The organism is Leeuwenhoekiella sp. NPDC079379, assembly GCF_044542075.1.
In the GTDB taxonomy this organism is placed as follows: Bacteria; Bacteroidota; Bacteroidia; order Flavobacteriales; family Flavobacteriaceae; genus Leeuwenhoekiella.
The window spans coordinates 132,851-149,292 of sequence record NZ_JBITTU010000005.1; the positions used below are offsets into that span (position 1 = coordinate 132,851).

29 protein-coding genes are annotated in these 16,442 nt (G+C 36.6%); 28 read left to right on the plus strand and 1 reads right to left on the minus strand.

Annotation, left to right across the window (positions count from 1 at the left end; genetic code table 11):
* Positions 1-168: 168 nt before the first annotated feature.
* Positions 169-1,854: a hypothetical protein gene (locus ACIGAM_RS10745; protein ID WP_396511458.1), complete on the minus strand. Its 1,686-nt coding sequence runs from the start codon at positions 1,852-1,854 to the stop codon at positions 169-171.
* 181 nt (positions 1,855-2,035) lie between these two features.
* Between ACIGAM_RS10745 and rpsL the strand changes: the two genes are divergently transcribed.
* From rpsL to rpsM, 28 genes are all read left to right on the plus strand, one after another.
* Entirely contained in the window at positions 2,036-2,410 is a 375-nt protein-coding gene (gene rpsL, locus ACIGAM_RS10750; protein WP_009779177.1) for a 30S ribosomal protein S12, read from the plus strand.
* 25 nt (positions 2,411-2,435) lie between these two features.
* Positions 2,436-2,912, plus strand: coding sequence for a 30S ribosomal protein S7 (gene rpsG / locus ACIGAM_RS10755; protein WP_028376355.1), 477 nt, complete (start codon positions 2,436-2,438; stop codon positions 2,910-2,912).
* A gap of 6 nt (positions 2,913-2,918) precedes the next feature.
* Positions 2,919-5,051 (plus strand): elongation factor G, encoded by a 2,133-nt coding sequence (fusA, locus tag ACIGAM_RS10760; protein WP_396511459.1) that lies wholly within the window; start codon positions 2,919-2,921, stop codon positions 5,049-5,051.
* 10 nt (positions 5,052-5,061) lie between these two features.
* On the plus strand, positions 5,062-5,367 hold the full coding sequence (gene rpsJ / locus ACIGAM_RS10765) for a 30S ribosomal protein S10 (protein ID WP_009779180.1): 306 nt from the start codon (positions 5,062-5,064) through the stop codon (positions 5,365-5,367).
* 178 nt (positions 5,368-5,545) lie between these two features.
* Positions 5,546-6,157 (plus strand): 50S ribosomal protein L3, encoded by a 612-nt coding sequence (gene rplC, locus ACIGAM_RS10770; RefSeq protein WP_028376353.1) that lies wholly within the window; start codon positions 5,546-5,548, stop codon positions 6,155-6,157.
* A complete protein-coding gene (gene rplD, locus ACIGAM_RS10775; protein WP_396511460.1) occupies positions 6,157-6,786 on the plus strand; it encodes a 50S ribosomal protein L4 in 630 nt (209 codons plus the stop codon). The genes rplC and rplD overlap by 1 nt, the downstream gene beginning before the upstream one ends.
* Positions 6,787-6,791: 5 nt before the next feature.
* The gene (gene rplW / locus ACIGAM_RS10780; RefSeq protein ID WP_028376351.1) at positions 6,792-7,082 is read left to right on the plus strand and encodes a 50S ribosomal protein L23; all 291 of its coding nucleotides are present in this window, start codon (positions 6,792-6,794) and stop codon (positions 7,080-7,082) included.
* Positions 7,083-7,091: 9 nt separating this feature from the next.
* A complete protein-coding gene (gene rplB, locus ACIGAM_RS10785; RefSeq protein ID WP_128757665.1) occupies positions 7,092-7,916 on the plus strand; it encodes a 50S ribosomal protein L2 in 825 nt (274 codons plus the stop codon).
* A gap of 6 nt (positions 7,917-7,922) precedes the next feature.
* Complete coding sequence (rpsS, locus tag ACIGAM_RS10790) at positions 7,923-8,201, plus strand: 30S ribosomal protein S19 (protein ID WP_028376349.1); 279 nt, start codon at positions 7,923-7,925, stop codon at positions 8,199-8,201.
* 8 nt (positions 8,202-8,209) lie between these two features.
* Positions 8,210-8,620, plus strand: a complete 411-nt coding sequence (gene rplV / locus ACIGAM_RS10795) for a 50S ribosomal protein L22 (protein WP_028376348.1) — start codon at positions 8,210-8,212, stop codon at positions 8,618-8,620.
* A gap of 3 nt (positions 8,621-8,623) precedes the next feature.
* Positions 8,624-9,343 carry a 30S ribosomal protein S3 gene (rpsC, locus tag ACIGAM_RS10800; protein WP_028376347.1) on the plus strand — a complete coding sequence of 240 codons (720 nt, stop codon included), beginning with the start codon at positions 8,624-8,626 and terminating at the stop codon, positions 9,341-9,343.
* Positions 9,344-9,362: 19 nt separating this feature from the next.
* The gene (gene rplP, locus ACIGAM_RS10805; protein WP_028376346.1) at positions 9,363-9,785 is read left to right on the plus strand and encodes a 50S ribosomal protein L16; all 423 of its coding nucleotides are present in this window, start codon (positions 9,363-9,365) and stop codon (positions 9,783-9,785) included.
* A gap of 11 nt (positions 9,786-9,796) precedes the next feature.
* Positions 9,797-9,988: a 50S ribosomal protein L29 gene (rpmC, locus tag ACIGAM_RS10810; RefSeq protein WP_028376345.1), complete on the plus strand. Its 192-nt coding sequence runs from the start codon at positions 9,797-9,799 to the stop codon at positions 9,986-9,988.
* An 11-nt stretch (positions 9,989-9,999) separates the two neighbouring features.
* A complete protein-coding gene (rpsQ, locus tag ACIGAM_RS10815) occupies positions 10,000-10,257 on the plus strand; it encodes a 30S ribosomal protein S17 (RefSeq protein ID WP_128757814.1) in 258 nt (85 codons plus the stop codon).
* A gap of 2 nt (positions 10,258-10,259) precedes the next feature.
* Complete coding sequence (gene rplN / locus ACIGAM_RS10820; protein ID WP_028376343.1) at positions 10,260-10,628, plus strand: 50S ribosomal protein L14; 369 nt, start codon at positions 10,260-10,262, stop codon at positions 10,626-10,628.
* 12 nt (positions 10,629-10,640) lie between these two features.
* Positions 10,641-10,952, plus strand: a complete 312-nt coding sequence (rplX, locus tag ACIGAM_RS10825) for a 50S ribosomal protein L24 (protein ID WP_396511461.1) — start codon at positions 10,641-10,643, stop codon at positions 10,950-10,952.
* 2 nt (positions 10,953-10,954) lie between these two features.
* Positions 10,955-11,506: a 50S ribosomal protein L5 gene (gene rplE, locus ACIGAM_RS10830; RefSeq protein WP_396511462.1), complete on the plus strand. Its 552-nt coding sequence runs from the start codon at positions 10,955-10,957 to the stop codon at positions 11,504-11,506.
* A 2-nt stretch (positions 11,507-11,508) separates the two neighbouring features.
* Positions 11,509-11,778, plus strand: coding sequence for a 30S ribosomal protein S14 (rpsN, locus tag ACIGAM_RS10835; protein ID WP_396511463.1), 270 nt, complete (start codon positions 11,509-11,511; stop codon positions 11,776-11,778).
* Positions 11,779-11,852: 74 nt separating this feature from the next.
* A complete protein-coding gene (gene rpsH, locus ACIGAM_RS10840) occupies positions 11,853-12,251 on the plus strand; it encodes a 30S ribosomal protein S8 (protein ID WP_028376339.1) in 399 nt (132 codons plus the stop codon).
* Between the two features lie 20 nt (positions 12,252-12,271).
* On the plus strand, positions 12,272-12,814 hold the full coding sequence (rplF, locus tag ACIGAM_RS10845; RefSeq protein ID WP_028376338.1) for a 50S ribosomal protein L6: 543 nt from the start codon (positions 12,272-12,274) through the stop codon (positions 12,812-12,814).
* A 12-nt stretch (positions 12,815-12,826) separates the two neighbouring features.
* A complete protein-coding gene (rplR, locus tag ACIGAM_RS10850; RefSeq protein WP_396511464.1) occupies positions 12,827-13,180 on the plus strand; it encodes a 50S ribosomal protein L18 in 354 nt (117 codons plus the stop codon).
* Positions 13,181-13,186: 6 nt separating this feature from the next.
* Positions 13,187-13,711 carry a 30S ribosomal protein S5 gene (rpsE, locus tag ACIGAM_RS10855; RefSeq protein WP_028376336.1) on the plus strand — a complete coding sequence of 175 codons (525 nt, stop codon included), beginning with the start codon at positions 13,187-13,189 and terminating at the stop codon, positions 13,709-13,711.
* A gap of 11 nt (positions 13,712-13,722) precedes the next feature.
* Positions 13,723-13,902 carry a 50S ribosomal protein L30 gene (gene rpmD, locus ACIGAM_RS10860; RefSeq protein ID WP_028376335.1) on the plus strand — a complete coding sequence of 60 codons (180 nt, stop codon included), beginning with the start codon at positions 13,723-13,725 and terminating at the stop codon, positions 13,900-13,902.
* A gap of 13 nt (positions 13,903-13,915) precedes the next feature.
* Entirely contained in the window at positions 13,916-14,368 is a 453-nt protein-coding gene (gene rplO, locus ACIGAM_RS10865; protein ID WP_028376334.1) for a 50S ribosomal protein L15, read from the plus strand.
* Between the two features lie 11 nt (positions 14,369-14,379).
* Positions 14,380-15,717: a preprotein translocase subunit SecY gene (secY, locus tag ACIGAM_RS10870; RefSeq protein WP_396511465.1), complete on the plus strand. Its 1,338-nt coding sequence runs from the start codon at positions 14,380-14,382 to the stop codon at positions 15,715-15,717.
* A complete protein-coding gene (gene infA, locus ACIGAM_RS10875) occupies positions 15,717-15,932 on the plus strand; it encodes a translation initiation factor IF-1 (protein WP_028376332.1) in 216 nt (71 codons plus the stop codon). Before secY ends, infA begins: the two co-directional genes overlap by 1 nt.
* 5 nt (positions 15,933-15,937) lie before the next feature.
* Positions 15,938-16,054, plus strand: a complete 117-nt coding sequence (ykgO, locus tag ACIGAM_RS10880) for a type B 50S ribosomal protein L36 (protein WP_009779203.1) — start codon at positions 15,938-15,940, stop codon at positions 16,052-16,054.
* Between the two features lie 5 nt (positions 16,055-16,059).
* Positions 16,060-16,434 (plus strand): 30S ribosomal protein S13, encoded by a 375-nt coding sequence (gene rpsM, locus ACIGAM_RS10885; protein WP_028376331.1) that lies wholly within the window; start codon positions 16,060-16,062, stop codon positions 16,432-16,434.
* Positions 16,435-16,442: the final 8 nt, after the last annotated feature.

Consider the following 16,442-nt stretch of genomic DNA (forward strand, 5'->3'; position numbering starts at 1 on the left):
ATAATTAGGGAATCGATGTTAAATCAATTTAGTTTTGAATAATTAATTTAATACTGAATATTTAATAGCATAATTCATATAAAGGCGCATTATGTAAGTAAAATATCAATAATAGTAACGAAGCTTCCTTGCGTACTTTATTAATCATACAATTATAAAAGCTATTTGCTAAAATTGTGTAGTTAGACCTATATGTAGGATAGTATTTGAAAATGTAAAATCTTGATTGGGCTGAATGCCATTTGCAAAGCTTATTTTAAGTCTTCCAGCTTTAGTCATTATTGATGCTCCTAGACCTATACTGTATAAAAGATTTGAGGTTTTTTGATTTTTGTTTTCAGTAAATACAATATCTGTAATCGTATTGAAATAAATGTTTTCGTTGCTTAAGTAGCGATATTCAGAACGGAGTAGAAAAAATTTATTCGCTATTAGTTCATTTTCTTTAAAACCTCTAATGCTTTTTATTCCTCCAAAACGAAATAACTCATTTGTGTAAAATGTTTTGGACTCTAAAATCTTATCTATATTTTCTAATAGAATTTGATGTTTTTTTGCGATTTTAAAGAGGTATGATGCTTCAAATTCTAGTCTAAACTGAGTATCAATTGTGTTTGTTTCTAAAGTTTCTCGCCTTATTAAGCCCAGCTCCAAGTCTATCGTGACGGGGCTGTTTGATATTTTAGTTAGGGTGGGGGATGTGAGTTTAATTTTGAAGCCTATTTCATTCTTAGTATAATCTTCTAAAAAAAGGCTAGTGGGTGTACTTAATAGTGTTGATTTTTCAAAACTTGTAAAGGCGCTTATCTGAGTTTGACTTGAGACAAAGTAGTCTAAATTTAATTTCTGGGATGATGTTGAAAATGTTGAATCTTTTCTAAAAAGATTTAATTGAGCGCTCAGGCTTATGGGTGATTTAAATAAGAAAGGTAGTCGAGTGTTGAGATCTAAATTTTGCTGATCATTGCCGCTATTATAATAGAAATTTAAAGTTTCTCCATAATTAAAATTATTTAAAAGGTTTATTTCTACATTTCCATTTAGCCTAATATTTTTATTTGTTTCACCGCTTCTGAAACCAAGAAATCCTTCAAAGCGATTTGCATTTTTTTTATTTGCGTAAAGGTAGAGTGTTGTGTTTCTGTCACTAACTAAAATCTCTGGTTCTTTGAGTTGTTTAATAAATGGTAATTGGTAGAGTGTTTCAGCTTTCTGTAATAGGTACGCTTTGTCAGATCTGCCATTTAGTTTAATAAAATGTTTAATAAACGAATTTGGGAATTTTGGATAGCCTTTAATTTCAATATTTGTAGAGGTAGTGAACTCTTGTCTATATATAGAGAGAGTTGCATACACTTCATCATTCTTAATTCTTATATCTTTTAACTGAAAGGAAGTTGTTGCAAATTCGTTTTGCGCCTCAAGTGTCGTAAATTTTTGAAGTATACCTTTTATGTCATTAATTGAGGTTATGAAGTAGTTGTCTTTATTTACTAAAGAAAGCCTTTTGATGTAGGTTTTTACTCTTTGATCATTAGTTGTGATTCTTATGTTTTTAATTTTCTTTCCGCTCTTAAATTCAATGACATAATTAGTTTTAGATTTTGCGTATAATTTGTCGATCTCATAATTAAAGTATCCTGAAGATTCTAATAGACTTCTTGCGTTTAATATACTTTCTTGCAAGAAAATAATATTGTTGAAACTTCGTTTAGGAAAGTAAATAGAAGCAATGCTATCTTGCTTTTGATTTTCGGTCTTAACTTCTAAAATAATATTTTGAGCTTGAGCATCACTATATAAAGATGTCCATAAGCTTACAGCAAGAGTAAATAAGATTGAGTATGTTTTCAAAGAATTATTATTTGTGCTTAAAAGATAGTCGAGTAAAGTGTTTGAATCTCTTTTAGTACTTGATTTAGAAATACCTTTGAAAATTAATGAATTATAGCTTGAATTACTCAATTTATTTTATACCTTTGCAAGCCCTTAGAAGAGGGGCAATTAGATTAACTATAATTAGGTAAAGGAAATTATGCCAACAATTTCACAATTAGTACGAAAAGGAAGAGCCAAAATAACCAAGAAGAGTAAATCGGCTGCTTTAGATTCGTGCCCACAACGCCGCGGGGTTTGTACCCGTGTGTATACCACTACACCTAAGAAACCTAACTCTGCAATGCGTAAAGTTGCGCGTGTTAGATTGACTAACGGTAAAGAGGTGAATGCATACATTGGTGGTGAGGGTCACAACTTACAAGAGCACTCGATAGTATTGGTTAGAGGTGGAAGGGTAAAAGATTTGCCAGGAGTTAGATATCACATTGTACGTGGAGCTTTGGATACCGCAGGTGTTCAGGGAAGACTACAACGTCGTTCTAAATATGGTGCAAAACGCCCTAAGAAGTAATTATCAACACTTTTAAAGAGAAGAAATGAGAAAAAGACAGGCCAAGAAGAGACCTCTTTTACCAGATCCAAGATTCAATGATCAACTTGTTACACGTTTTGTGAACATGATGATGTGGGATGGTAAAAAATCGGTAGCTTTTAAAATCTTTTATGATGCAATGGATATCGTAGAAGAAAAGAAAAACAACGAAGAAAAAACTGCTTTGGAAGTTTGGAAAGACGCATTATCTAACGTTATGCCTCACGTAGAAGTACGTAGTCGTAGAGTAGGTGGAGCTACCTTTCAAATACCAATGCAAATTAGACCAGATCGTAAAATTTCAACTGCGATGAAGTGGTTGATTAGTTACTCACGTAAGCGTAACGAAAAATCGATGGCTTCTAAATTAGCTGCAGAAGTATTGGCTGCTGCTAAAGAAGAAGGTGCTGCTGTTAAAAAGCGTACAGATACTCATAAGATGGCGGAAGCGAATAAAGCATTCTCTCACTTTAGATTCTAAAATAAAATGGCACAAAGAGATTTAAAATATACAAGAAATATAGGTATTGCGGCTCACATTGACGCGGGTAAAACCACGACTACAGAGCGCATACTTTATTATACTGGTGTTAGTCACAAGATAGGTGAGGTGCATGATGGTGCAGCAACTATGGACTGGATGGAGCAAGAGCAGGAGCGAGGTATTACCATTACTTCAGCTGCGACAACTTGTTCTTGGAAGTTTCCGATGGAAAACGCACAGCCACTTCCTGATTCTAAAGACTATCACTTTAACATTATAGATACTCCTGGTCACGTTGACTTTACAGTTGAAGTGAACCGTTCATTACGTGTACTAGATGGTTTGGTTTTCTTATTTAGTGCGGTTGATGGTGTTGAGCCACAATCTGAGACTAACTGGAGACTTGCAGATAACTATAAGGTGCCTCGTATGGGCTTCGTAAATAAGATGGACCGTCAAGGTTCTAACTTTTTAGAGGTTTGTAAGCAGGTAAAAGAAATGTTAGGTTCTAATGCGGTGCCTATCGTTTTACCTATTGGAGATGAAGCTGACTTTAGAGGAATTATTGACCTTGTTAAAAATCGTGCTGTAGTTTGGCATGATGAAACTCAGGGAGCAACTTTTGATGTTGTAGCTATTCCTGAAGAAATGAAAGAAGAAGTAAGAATGTATCGTGGTATGTTAATCGAAGAGGTTGCTGCTTATGATGAGAACTTACTTGAAAAATATATGGAAGATGAAGATTCTATTACTGAAGATGAAGTGCATGCTGCTCTTCGTGCTGCTGTAATGGATATGTCTATCATTCCTATGATTTGTGGTTCTGCTTTTAAAAATAAAGGGGTACAATTCTTATTAGATGCTGTATGTCGTTATTTGCCTTCGCCTGTAGATAAAGAAGGTATTAAAGGTATAAACCCAGATACAGAAAAAGAAGAGTGGCGTAAGCCAGACGTAGCTGAGCCATTTGCTGCTCTTGCGTTTAAAATTGCAACAGATCCTTTCGTAGGTCGTTTAGCATTTTTCCGTGCGTATTCAGGTCGTTTAGATGCTGGTTCTTATGTTTTGAACAATCGTTCAGGTAATAAAGAGCGTATCTCTCGTATCTATCAAATGCATGCTAACAAGCAAAATGCAATTGATTTTATTGAAGCTGGCGATATAGGTGCTGCTGTAGGATTTAAGGATATTAAAACTGGAGACACATTAACTTCTGAGAAGCATCCTATCGTTCTTGAAAGTATGGACTTTCCTGATCCGGTAATTGGTATTGCGGTAGAGCCTAAAACTAAGGCAGATGTTGATAAATTAGGTATGGCTCTTTCTAAGCTTGCTGAAGAGGATCCAACATTCCAAGTTCGTACAGATGAAGCTTCTGGTCAAACGATTATATCTGGTATGGGTGAGCTTCACTTAGATATTATTGTTGATCGTCTTAGACGTGAATTTAAGGTTGAGGTTAATCAAGGTCAGCCACAAGTTGAGTACAAGGAAGCTATTACAAGAGCTGCAGATCATAGAGAGGTTTATAAAAAGCAATCTGGTGGTCGTGGTAAATTTGCTGATATCGTATTTACACTTGAACCTGCAGAAGAAGGTAAGGTAGGTTTAGAGTTTGTTAATGCTGTTAAAGGTGGTAATGTTCCTAAAGAATATATTCCTTCTGTAGAGAAAGGGTTTAAAGCGGCTATGGTTAATGGTCCATTAGCAGGATTTGAAGTTGATGCGATGAAAGTAACTCTTAAGGATGGTTCTTTCCACCCAGTAGATTCTGATGCATTATCATTTGAGCTTGCTGCTAAATTAGGATTTAAGTCTTCTGCTAAAGCTGCAGGTGCTGTAGTTCTTGAGCCTATAATGAAGGTTGAAGTTATTACTCCAGAAGAAAATATGGGTGATATCGTAGGTGATCTTAACAGACGTCGTGGTCAAATGACTAGTATGGGTGACCGTGCAGGAGCTAAAGTTGTTAAGGCAACTGTGCCATTATCTGAAATGTTTGGTTACGTAACTACATTACGTACATTATCTTCAGGTCGTGCAACTTCTACTATGGAATTTTCACACTATGCAGAAACTCCGGCAAACGTATCGCAGGATGTCATTGCAGCGGCTAAAGGAATTGCTAACGCTTAATTACTAAGAAATGAGTCAGAAAATCAGAATAAAACTTAAATCTTACGATCATAACTTAGTAGATAAGTCTGCTGAAAAAATCGTAAAAACAGTAAAAAGTACCGGTGCTGTAGTGACTGGGCCAATCCCACTTCCTACACATAAAAAAATCTTTACAGTATTACGTTCTCCTCACGTAAATAAGAAATCTCGTGAGCAGTTTGAGCTTAGCTCTTACAAGCGTTTACTTGATATCTATAGTTCATCTTCAAAAACGATTGATGCGTTAATGAAGCTTGAATTGCCGAGTGGTGTTGAAGTAGAGATTAAAGTATAAGTGTTTTAGGGCTTTAATTAGTTAAAGTCCTAATTACTAAAAATGTCCTAAGCTGCGTGCGAGGGAAAAACGGATAAAAATACATTCAGGGTTGAAAGTATTTTGACCCTGTTTTTATTTGGGCTTTTGCCAATCGATAAAGAAATAATTAAAATAGTAATAATCAATAATAATTAATATGTCTGGGTTAATTGGAAAAAAAGTGGGTATGACCAGCATCTTTGACGAGAACGGGAAAAATATTCCTTGTACTGTTATAGAAGCAGGTCCCTGCGTTGTTACCCAAGTCAGAACTGAAGAAGTTGACGGGTATAGTGCTCTTCAACTAGGTTTCGATGACGCAAAGACTGCAACTAAAGCTGCTCAAGGTCATGCCAAGAAAGCAGGAACAGTTGCAAAGCGTAAAATTGTCGAATTTCAAGATTTTGATGGGGAGTACAATTTAGGCGATACAGTATCTGTAGATGTCTTTAAAGAAGGTCAGTTTGTAGATGTCATTGGTACATCTAAAGGTAAAGGATTCCAAGGTGTTGTAAAACGTCATGGTTTTGGTGGTGTAGGTCAATCTACTCACGGTCAGCATAACCGATTAAGAGCTCCTGGTTCTATTGGTGCGGCTTCTTATCCTGCTCGTGTATTTAAAGGTATGCGTATGGCTGGTCAAATGGGAAATGAGCGAGTTAAAGTTCAAAATTTAAGAGTTTTAAAAGTAGTTGCTGAAAAGAATCTACTTGTGGTTAAAGGTTGCGTACCTGGTCACAAAAACGCTTATGTAATTATTGAAAGATAATGAAAGTAGCAGTAGTTGATATTAAAGGAAAAGAAATAGGGAGAGAGGCAAACCTTTCTGATGCTATTTTTGCAATAGAACCTAATGATCACGCTATTTACTTAGATGTAAAGCAGCACCTGGCTAATAAAAGACAGGGTACGCATAAAGCTAAGGAACGTGCAGAGATTTCAGGTAGTACACGTAAGATAAAAAAACAAAAAGGGACGGGTACAGCTCGTGCTGGTAGTATAAAGTCTGGTGTATTTAGAGGTGGTGGACGTATGTTCGGGCCTAGACCTCGTAATTATTCATTTAAATTGAATAAAGGTTTAAAGCGTTTAGCACGTCGTTCTGCTTTAACATTGAAAGCAAATGATAAGGCTATAATAATTGTTGAAGACTTCAAATTTGATGCTCCTAAAACAAAAGATTTTATTGATGTTGTAAAGGCTTTAGGCCTAGATAATAAAAAGTCTTTGTTTGTGTTGGGTGAGTCGAATAATAATGTATATTTGTCGTCACGCAATTTAAAGACCTCTGAGGTTGTAATGAGTTCAGAATTAAGCACTTACAAAATTATGAATGCTCATAATGTAGTGTTTTTGGAAGGGTCTCTAGAAGAAATTGAGCAAACTTTAAGTAAGTAAACGACATGAGTATTTTAATAAAACCCGTGATTACCGAAAAAGCGACAATGGATAGTGAGCTTAACAGCCGTTATACCTTTGAAGTAAATCCCGGTGCTAATAAGATCCAAGTGAAAAATGCCGTTGAGGCAGCTTATGGCGTTTCGGTAATTAAAGTTAGAACAATGAACGTTCGCCCAGATCGTAATACCAAATTTACAAAGTCTGGTATGATCACTGGTAAAACAAAAGGCTTTAAGAAAGCTATTGTACAGGTGGCGGAAGGTGATGTGATTGATTTTTATAATAACATTTAAGACAACAAAATGTCAGTAAGAAAATTAAAACCAATCACCCCAGGACAGCGATTTAGAGTAGTTAATGGGTTTGACGCCATTACTACTGATAAGCCGGAAAAAAGCCTTTTGGCTCCGATGAAAAGATCTGGGGGGAGAAACAGTCAAGGAAAAATGACCATGCGCTATACTGGTGGTGGTCATAAAAGACGCTATCGCGTTATTGATTTTAAGAGAAATAAAGTAGGTGTTCCTGCAACTGTAGCCACTATTGAGTATGATCCTAATCGTACAGCTTTTATTGCATTGTTGAATTACCAGGATGGTGAGAAGCGTTACATCGTTGCTCCTAATGGTCTTCAAGTAGATCAAAATGTAGTTTCTGGTAGTGGTTCAGCTCCTGAAATAGGAAATGCATTGCCGTTATCTGACATTCCGTTAGGTACTATTATTTCTTGTATAGAACTTCGTCCTGGTCAGGGGGCTATTATGGCTCGTAGTGCTGGTGCATTTGCTCAGCTTATGGCTCGTGACGGTAAGTTTGCTACTGTAAAATTACCATCAGGTGAGACGAGATTAATTCTTGTTAACTGTATGGCTACTATAGGTGCTGTATCTAACAGTGATCATCAGCTTATCGTTTCTGGTAAAGCTGGTAGAAAGCGTTGGTTAGGTAGACGTCCTCGTACAAGACCGGTTGTTATGAACCCAGTAGATCACCCAATGGGTGGTGGTGAAGGTAAATCTTCAGGTGGTCATCCACGTTCTAGAAACGGTATACCTGCTAAAGGTTACAGAACACGTACTAAGACGAAAGCGAGTAATAAATATATTGTAGAACGTAGAAAGAAATAATAAGATATGGCACGTTCATTAAAAAAAGGACCTTACGTTCACTATAAATTAGAGCTAAAAGTAGCTGCTAATGTAGAGGCTAATAAGAAAACAGTAATCAAAACTTGGTCAAGAGCCTCAATGATTACTCCAGATTTTGTTGGTCAAACTATAGCAGTTCACAACGGTCGTCAATTTGTTCCTGTTTACGTAACAGAAAACATGGTTGGTCACAAGTTAGGAGAATTTTCACCTACAAGATCTTTTAGAGGTCACACTGGGTCAAAAAATAAAGGTAAAAAATAATTGAAGCTATGGGAGTTCGTAAAAAAGAAAGAGCAGAGCAGAGAAAAGAGGCTAAGAAAAGTGTAGCCTTTGCAAAACTGAACAACTGCCCTACTTCGCCTCGCAAAATGCGCTTAGTTGTGGATTTAGTTAGAGGTCAGAAAGTAGAAAAGGCGCTTCAAATATTGAAATTTAGTAATAAAGAAGCTTCTCGTCGTGTTGAAAAGTTAGTTCTTTCTGCCATTGCAAACTGGCAAGAGAAAAACGAAGATGCAAGTATTGAAGATGCAGATTTAGTTGTTAAGGAGATTCGAGTGGATGGTGGAAGTATGCTAAAAAGGCTTCGTCCTGCACCACAAGGTCGCGCACACAGAATTAGAAAACGTAGCAATCACGTAACTGTGGTACTTGCTGCTAAAGATAACACACAAAGCAAATAATAAATGGGACAGAAGACAAATCCAATCGGAAATCGCCTAGGTATTATCAGAGGATGGGAATCAAACTGGTACGGTGGTAACGACTACGGCGATAAACTTGCCGAAGACGATAAGATTAGAAAGTACATTCACGCTCGTTTATCTAAAGCTAGTGTGTCTAGAGTAATTATTGAGCGTACGCTTAAGCTTGTAACCGTTACTATCACTACTGCTAGACCTGGTATTATTATTGGGAAAGGTGGTCAAGAGGTAGACAAGTTGAAAGAAGAACTTAAACAAATTACTGATAAGGAAGTTCAGATCAATATTTTTGAGATCAAACGTCCAGAACTTGACGCTTTTTTGGTTGCTTCCTCAGTAGCCCGTCAAATTGAGAATCGTATATCATATCGTCGTGCTACGAAGATGGCTATTGCGGCTGCAATACGTATGAATGCAGAAGGTATTAAAATACAGATCTCAGGTCGTTTAAATGGGGCAGAAATGGCTCGTTCAGAATCTTACAAAGAAGGTCGTATTCCATTATCAACATTCAGAGCTGATATTGATTATGCTTTGGTAGAAGCTCATACTACTTATGGTAGATTGGGTATCAAAGTTTGGATCATGAAAGGTGAGGTTTACGGAAAGAGAGAATTATCTCCGTTAGTAGGTCTTGCTAAGAAGCAAGGAGGAAAGGCCGGTCGTGGAGCTGGAGCACCAAAACCACGCCGTAGAAAGTAATTTTTTAAAGTAAAAAGAGATGTTACAGCCTAAAAAGACAAAATTTCGTAAGCAACAGAAGGGTAGAATGAAAGGTAATGCCGGAAGAGGGCACTTACTTTCTAATGGTACTTTTGGTATCAAATCATTAGACTCTAATTTTCTTACGTCAAGACAAATAGAAGCTGCACGTATTGCTGCAACACGTTTTATGAAGCGTGAAGGATCTTTATGGATCAGAATATTTCCAGACAAGCCGATTACTAAAAAGCCTTTGGAAGTACGTATGGGTAAAGGTAAAGGTGCTGTTGAGTACTGGGCAGCGGTAGTTAAGCCAGGTAGAATGTTGTTTGAAATAGGTGGTGTTTCTGAGCCGGTAGCTCGTGAAGCATTACGTTTAGCAGCACAGAAGCTTCCGGTTAAAACAAAATATGTAGTAGCTAGGGATTATCAAGCTGACTAAATTCTAGAAAAATGAAACAATCAGAAGTAAAAGAACTATCTGTAGCAGAATTACAGGAAGAGTTAGTAAAAGCGAAAAGAGCTTATACCGATTTAAAAATGGCACACGCTATTTCTCCTTTGGAAAATCCCATTCAGCTTAGAGGTCTAAGAAGATCTGTAGCACGTATTGCTACTGAGCTGACAAAACGCGAATTACAATAATGCTGCTTAAGATGGAAAAAAGAAATTTAAGAAAAGAACGTATAGGTGTTGTTACCAGCAATAAGATGCAGAAATCCATTGTGGTTGCTGAAGTTAAAAAGGTAAAACACCCTATGTATGGTAAATTCGTTTTGAAAACGAAAAAATACGTAGCACACGACGAGCAAAACGACTGCAATATAGGAGATACAGTAAAGATCATGGAAACTAGACCTTTGAGTAAATCTAAAAGTTGGAGACTTGTAGAAATCATTGAAAGAGCTAAGTAATTATGTTACAACAAGAATCAAGATTAAGAGTAGCTGATAACACTGGTGCAAAAGAAGTTTTGACAATTAGAGTGTTAGGTGGTACAAAGAGAAGATATGCTTCTGTAGGTGATAAGATAGTTGTTTCTGTAAAAGATGCAACTCCAAACGGTCAAGTAAAAAAAGGTGCCGTTTCTACTGCAGTTGTTGTGCGTACACGCAAAGAAGTACGTCGTCCTGATGGATCTTATATTCGTTTTGATGATAACGCTTGTGTGTTGTTAAATGCTCAAGGTGAAATGCGCGGTACTCGTGTATTTGGCCCTGTAGCGAGAGAGCTTCGTGATAAGCAATTCATGAAGATTGTATCATTAGCACCTGAGGTGCTTTAATACAGTAATAAGATGACAAAGCTTAAAATAAAAGTTGGAGATACCGTACGAGTAACTGCTGGAGATCACAAAGGTGAAGAAGGTAAAGTGCAGCGCGTTATTAAAGATAAGAACAAAGCAATCGTTGAGGGTGTTAATTTAGTTTCTAAACACGAGAAGCCAAGTGCATCAAATCCTCAGGGGGGTATTGCAAAGAAAGAGGCAGCTCTTCATATTTCAAACCTTTCTCTTGTAGATGGTAATGGTGATGCTACACGAGTAGGTTACCGTATTGAAGGTGATAAGAAAGTGCGTTTTTCTAAAAAATCAAATGAAGTAATTTAGTTATGGCTTACATTTCAAGACTAAAGACGGAATATAAGGAGCGCGTAATCGCGGCTCTGAAAGAAGAATTTGGGTATGCAAATGTTATGCAAGTTCCTAAATTAAAAAAGATCGTAATCTCTAGAGGCGTAGGTGCGGCTGTTGCTGATAAGAAATTGATTGATTACTCTGTAGAAGAGTTAACAACAATTGCTGGTCAGAAAGCAATAGCTACAATGTCTAAGAAGGATGTTGCTGCTTTTAAATTACGTAAAGGTATGCCAATTGGAGCAAAAGTTACATTACGTGGTGAGCGTATGTACGAGTTCTTAGATCGTTTAATTACATCTGCATTGCCTCGAGTAAGAGATTTCAACGGTATTAATGCTACAGGATTTGATGGTCGTGGTAACTATAGTTTAGGTATTACAGAGCAAATAATTTTTCCTGAAATTGATATCGATAAAGTTCGTAAAATTGAAGGTATGAATGTTACCTTTGAAACTTCTGCGGAAACTGATAAAGAAGCGAAAGCATTATTAACTCAATTGGGGATGCCCTTTAAAAAGAAGTAATCATGGCAAAGGAATCAATGAAAGCTCGCGAGAGAAAACGTGAGAAACTTGCAGCCAAATATGCTGATAAAAGAAAGGCTTTAAAAGAGGCTGGTGACTATGAAGCATTACAAAAGCTGCCAAAAAACTCATCTCCTGTTCGTCAACATAACCGTTGTAAAATAACAGGACGTCCTAAGGGATATATGAGAACCTTTGGTCTTTCACGTGTAACTTTTCGTGAGATGGCTAATCAAGGTCTTATACCAGGTGTTAAAAAGGCCAGCTGGTAAATTAAGAATAAACTGGTTTTAGGTTTTATCCTGAATAGTTCAGGATAAAAAACCAAAACCGCAATTTTATATAAATGTATACAGATACTATTGCAGATTTTCTAACTAGGATTAGAAACGCAGCAGCAGCAAACCACCGAGTTGTGGAGATCCCTGCTTCTAACTTAAAAAAAGAGATAACCAAGATCTTATTTGATCAAGGTTATATTTTAAGTTACAAATTTGAAGATAAAACCGCTCAAGGCAGTATTAAAATTGCTTTGAAGTATGATAAAGAGACTAAGGACTCAGTTATCAAAGATATTCAGAGAATAAGTAAGCCAGGTTTACGTAAGTATTCTTCTTCTAAAGAAGTACCACGTATTCTTAATGGTTTAGGTATCTCTATTGTTTCTACTTCAAAAGGAGTAATGACAGGAAAGCAGGCTCAACAAGAGAATGTAGGAGGAGAAGTACTTTGCTACGTATATTAATCAGTTAAAAGAACAGAGCAATGTCAAGAATAGGAAAAAACCCAATTACAATACCAGCTGGTGTTACTGTTGATGTAACAGATGGTATAATTACTGTAAAAGGAAAGTTAGGAGAGCTTAAGCAAGAGTATTCTAACATAGATATAAAAATTGAAGAAGGTGTTATTACCTTAGAGCGTTCTTCTGATAAAAAAGAAGATAAAGCAAAACACGGATTATACCGTGCTTTAATAGCGAATATGATTGAGGGTGTAGCTAATGGTTATACTAAATCATTAGAATTAGTAGGTGTAGGTTATAGAGCTAGTAATCAAGGTCAGAAATTAGATTTGGCTTTAGGTTACTCACATAATATTGTTTTGGAAGTTGCGCCAGAGGTTACTGTTGAGACAGTAAGTGATAAAGGTAAAAACCCAATCGTAAAGCTTACTTCATTTGACAAACAATTAGTAGGTCAAGTTGCAGCAAAAATTAGAGGCTTCCGTAAGCCAGAACCTTACAAAGGAAAAGGTATCAAGTTTGTAGGAGAGCAATTAAGAAGAAAAGCAGGTAAATCTGCATAATAAATTAGCGTTATGGCATTTTCAAAATACACTAGAAGAAATAAAATACGTCTCAGAATCCGTAAGGCTCTTGTGGGTACTGCAGAGCGTCCTAGACTTTCTGTATATAGAAGTAATAAAGAGATTTACGCGCAGATCATAGATGATACTACGGGTAAAACTATAACTGCAGCATCATCTCGTGATAAAGGTTTTTCGTCAGAAGAAAATAAAGCAGAGATCGCTAAGTTAGTAGGTAAGGCAATCGCAGAGAAGGCTAAAGAGGCTGGAGTTGAAGCGGTAGCATTTGACCGTGGAGGATACCTGTATCATGGTAGAGTAAAACAATTAGCAGAAGGAGCCCGAGAAGGCGGATTAAAATTCTAAGAAGTTATGTATCAAAAATATAAAAACGTAGAGTTAGTAAAACCAAGCGGATTAGATCTTAAAGACCGTTTAGTAGGTGTTCAACGTGTTACTAAGGTAACAAAAGGTGGTAGAGCTTTTGGTTTTTCTGCTATTGTTGTTGTAGGTGATGAAAGTGGAGTAGTAGGTCAAGGTCTTGGTAAATCTAAAGATGTTGCTAGTGCAATCGCAAAAGCAGTAGAGGATGCTAAGAAAAACTTAGTGCGAATCCCACTTAGTAAAAGTACTATACCTCATGAGCAAAAAGGTAAATATGGTGGAGCGCGAGTTTTACTTATGCCTGCAGCTCCTGGTACAGGGGTAATTGCTGGTGGAGCTATCCGTTCGGTGCTTGAAGCAGTTGGTATTCACGATGTACTTTCAAAAAATCAAGGATCTTCTAACCCACATAACGTGGTAAAGGCTACCTTTGACGCACTTTTACAATTAAGAAGTGCAGAGACTGTAGCTAAACAAAGAGGAATTTCTCTTGATAAAGTTTTTAAAGGATAATTTTTAAGACAATGGCAAAAATAAAAGTAACTAAAGTTAAAAGTGCGATTAACCGCACTCAGAACCAGAAGAGAACTCTTGAGGCTTTAGGTCTTAAAAAAATGAATCAGGTTGTAGAGCATGAAAATACTCCTAACATTCTGGGAATGGTAAATAAAGTAAGTCATTTAGTTTCTGTAGAGGAAGCTTAAACATATTATAGAAATGGGTTTAAATAATCTAAAACCGGCAGCAGGCTCGGTAAAAAAGAACGACAGCAGGCGAGGTCGTGGTGAAGCTACAGGAAATGGTGGAACTGCTGGCCGTGGGCACAAAGGTGCGAAGTCACGATCAGGGTATTCTAAAAAAGTAGGTTTTGAAGGTGGTCAAATGCCACTTCAAAGACGTGTTCCTAAATTTGGTTTTACTAATGTAAACCGTAAGGAATTCTCTGGTGTAAACCTCGATACTTTACAAGAGTATGTTGACGCTGGAAGAATCCAGGACGAAGTTACTATTGACGTTTTAGTTCAAAACAGATTAGTAGGTAAAAATGACTTAGTTAAAATTTTAGGTCGTGGAGAGCTAAAAGCTAAATTGAAGATTAGTGTTCATAAATTTACAGCCTCAGCACAAAAAGCTATAGAAGCAGCAGGCGGAGAAGCAGTAACTTTATAACATTTTTTAGTATGAAGGCTATAGAAACGATTAAGAATATCTGGAAAATAGAAGAGTTGAAGAATCGTATTCTTCTAACCCTAGGTTTACTTTTAGTATACCGTTTTGGGGCTCAAATAGTTCTTCCAGGTATTGATGCATCTCAATTAGCCAACTTGTCTGCTCAGACAGACGGAGGTTTACTTGGGTTACTAAATGCATTTACGGGAGGGGCATTTTCAAATGCCTCTGTATTTGCTTTAGGTATAATGCCTTATATATCTGCATCTATTGTTGTGCAGCTTATGGGTATTGCAGTACCTTACTTGCAGAAATTGCAAAAGGAAGGAGAAAGTGGACGTCGCAAGATTAACCAAATTACACGTTGGTTAACTATTGCGATTACCCTTATACAAGGACCTGGTTATATAACCAACTTGTTTAATATACTTCCTGCTGATGCATTTGTTATGGGTAGTAATGTCACTTTCATTATTTCTTCTGTTATTATCTTGACTACTGGTTGTGTATTTGCAATGTGGTTAGGTGAGAAAATAACTGATAAGGGTATAGGTAATGGTATTTCACTCTTAATTATGGTGGGTATTATAGCAAGATTACCTCAATCATTTATTCAGGAATGGATTTCAAGAGTTTCCGAATCAAATGGAGGGCTTATTATGATTTTAATTGAACTCGTAATATGGTTTGTTATCATACTTCTTTCTGTATTGTTAGTAATGGCAGTACGACAGATACCGGTACAATATGCGCGTAGAACTGCCAGTGGTAGTTATGAGCGTAACGTTTTTGGAAGTAGACAATACATTCCGTTAAAGCTTAACGCATCTGGAGTAATGCCAATCATTTTTGCTCAGGCGATTATGTTTATTCCGGGGGCTGTAATAGGCTTATCAGAATCTACAACTGCCCAATCAATTGCTGCTGAATTTACTAATATATTTGGTTTTTGGTATAATTTTGTTTTCGCATTACTAATTATAATTTTTACTTACTTCTATACTGCAATCACAGTTCCTACTAATAAGATGGCAGATGACTTAAAAAGGAGTGGTGGTTTTATAGCAGGTATTAGACCAGGAACAGAAACTTCTGAGTATTTAGATAGAATAATGTCTCAGATTACTCTACCGGGATCTATATTTTTAGCATTGATTGCTGTTTTTCCAGCAGTTGCTGTAAGTGTTTTAGGAATGCAACAAGGTTGGGCACTTTTTTATGGTGGTACTTCTTTGCTTATTCTTGTAGGTGTAGCAATTGATACTATGCAACAAGTGAATTCTTATTTACTAAATAGACATTACGATGGCTTAATGAAGTCAGGTAAAAATCGAAAAGCAGTAGCATAATGGCAAAACAACAAGCAATAGAACAAGACGGTTCGATAATTGAAGCATTGTCTAACGCAATGTTTAGAGTAGAACTTGAAAATGGTCACATCGTGACTGCGCATATCTCAGGTAAGATGCGTATGCATTATATAAAATTATTACCTGGAGATAAAGTAAAACTAGAAATGAGCCCATACGATTTATCAAAGGCTCGTATAACTTATAGATACTAGACAAGATGAAAGTAAGAGCATCAGTAAAGAAAAGAAGTGCAGACTGCAAGATTGTACGTCGCAAAGGAAGATTATACGTTATTAATAAAAAGAACCCTAAGTTCAAACAAAGACAAGGTTAAGGATTATGGCTAGAATTGCAGGGGTAGATATCCCAAAACAAAAGAGAGGTGTAATCGCTTTGACGTACATCTTTGGAATCGGAAATAGCAGAGCTCAGAAGATATTGGCTCAGGCAGATGTTGATGAGAATTTAAAAGTAAACGAGTGGGATGATGATCAAATTGGTCGTATTCGTGATGCTGTAGGTTCTTATAAAATTGAAGGTGAACTTAGAAGTGAAGTTTCAATGAGTATTAAGCGTCTTATGGATATTGGTTGTTACCGTGGTATCAGACACCGTTCTGGTTTACCATTACGTGGTCAACGTACCAAAAACAACTCAAGAACCAGAAAAGGTAAGCGTAAAACGGTTGCTAATAAGAAAAAGGCAACTAAATAATAAGTAAC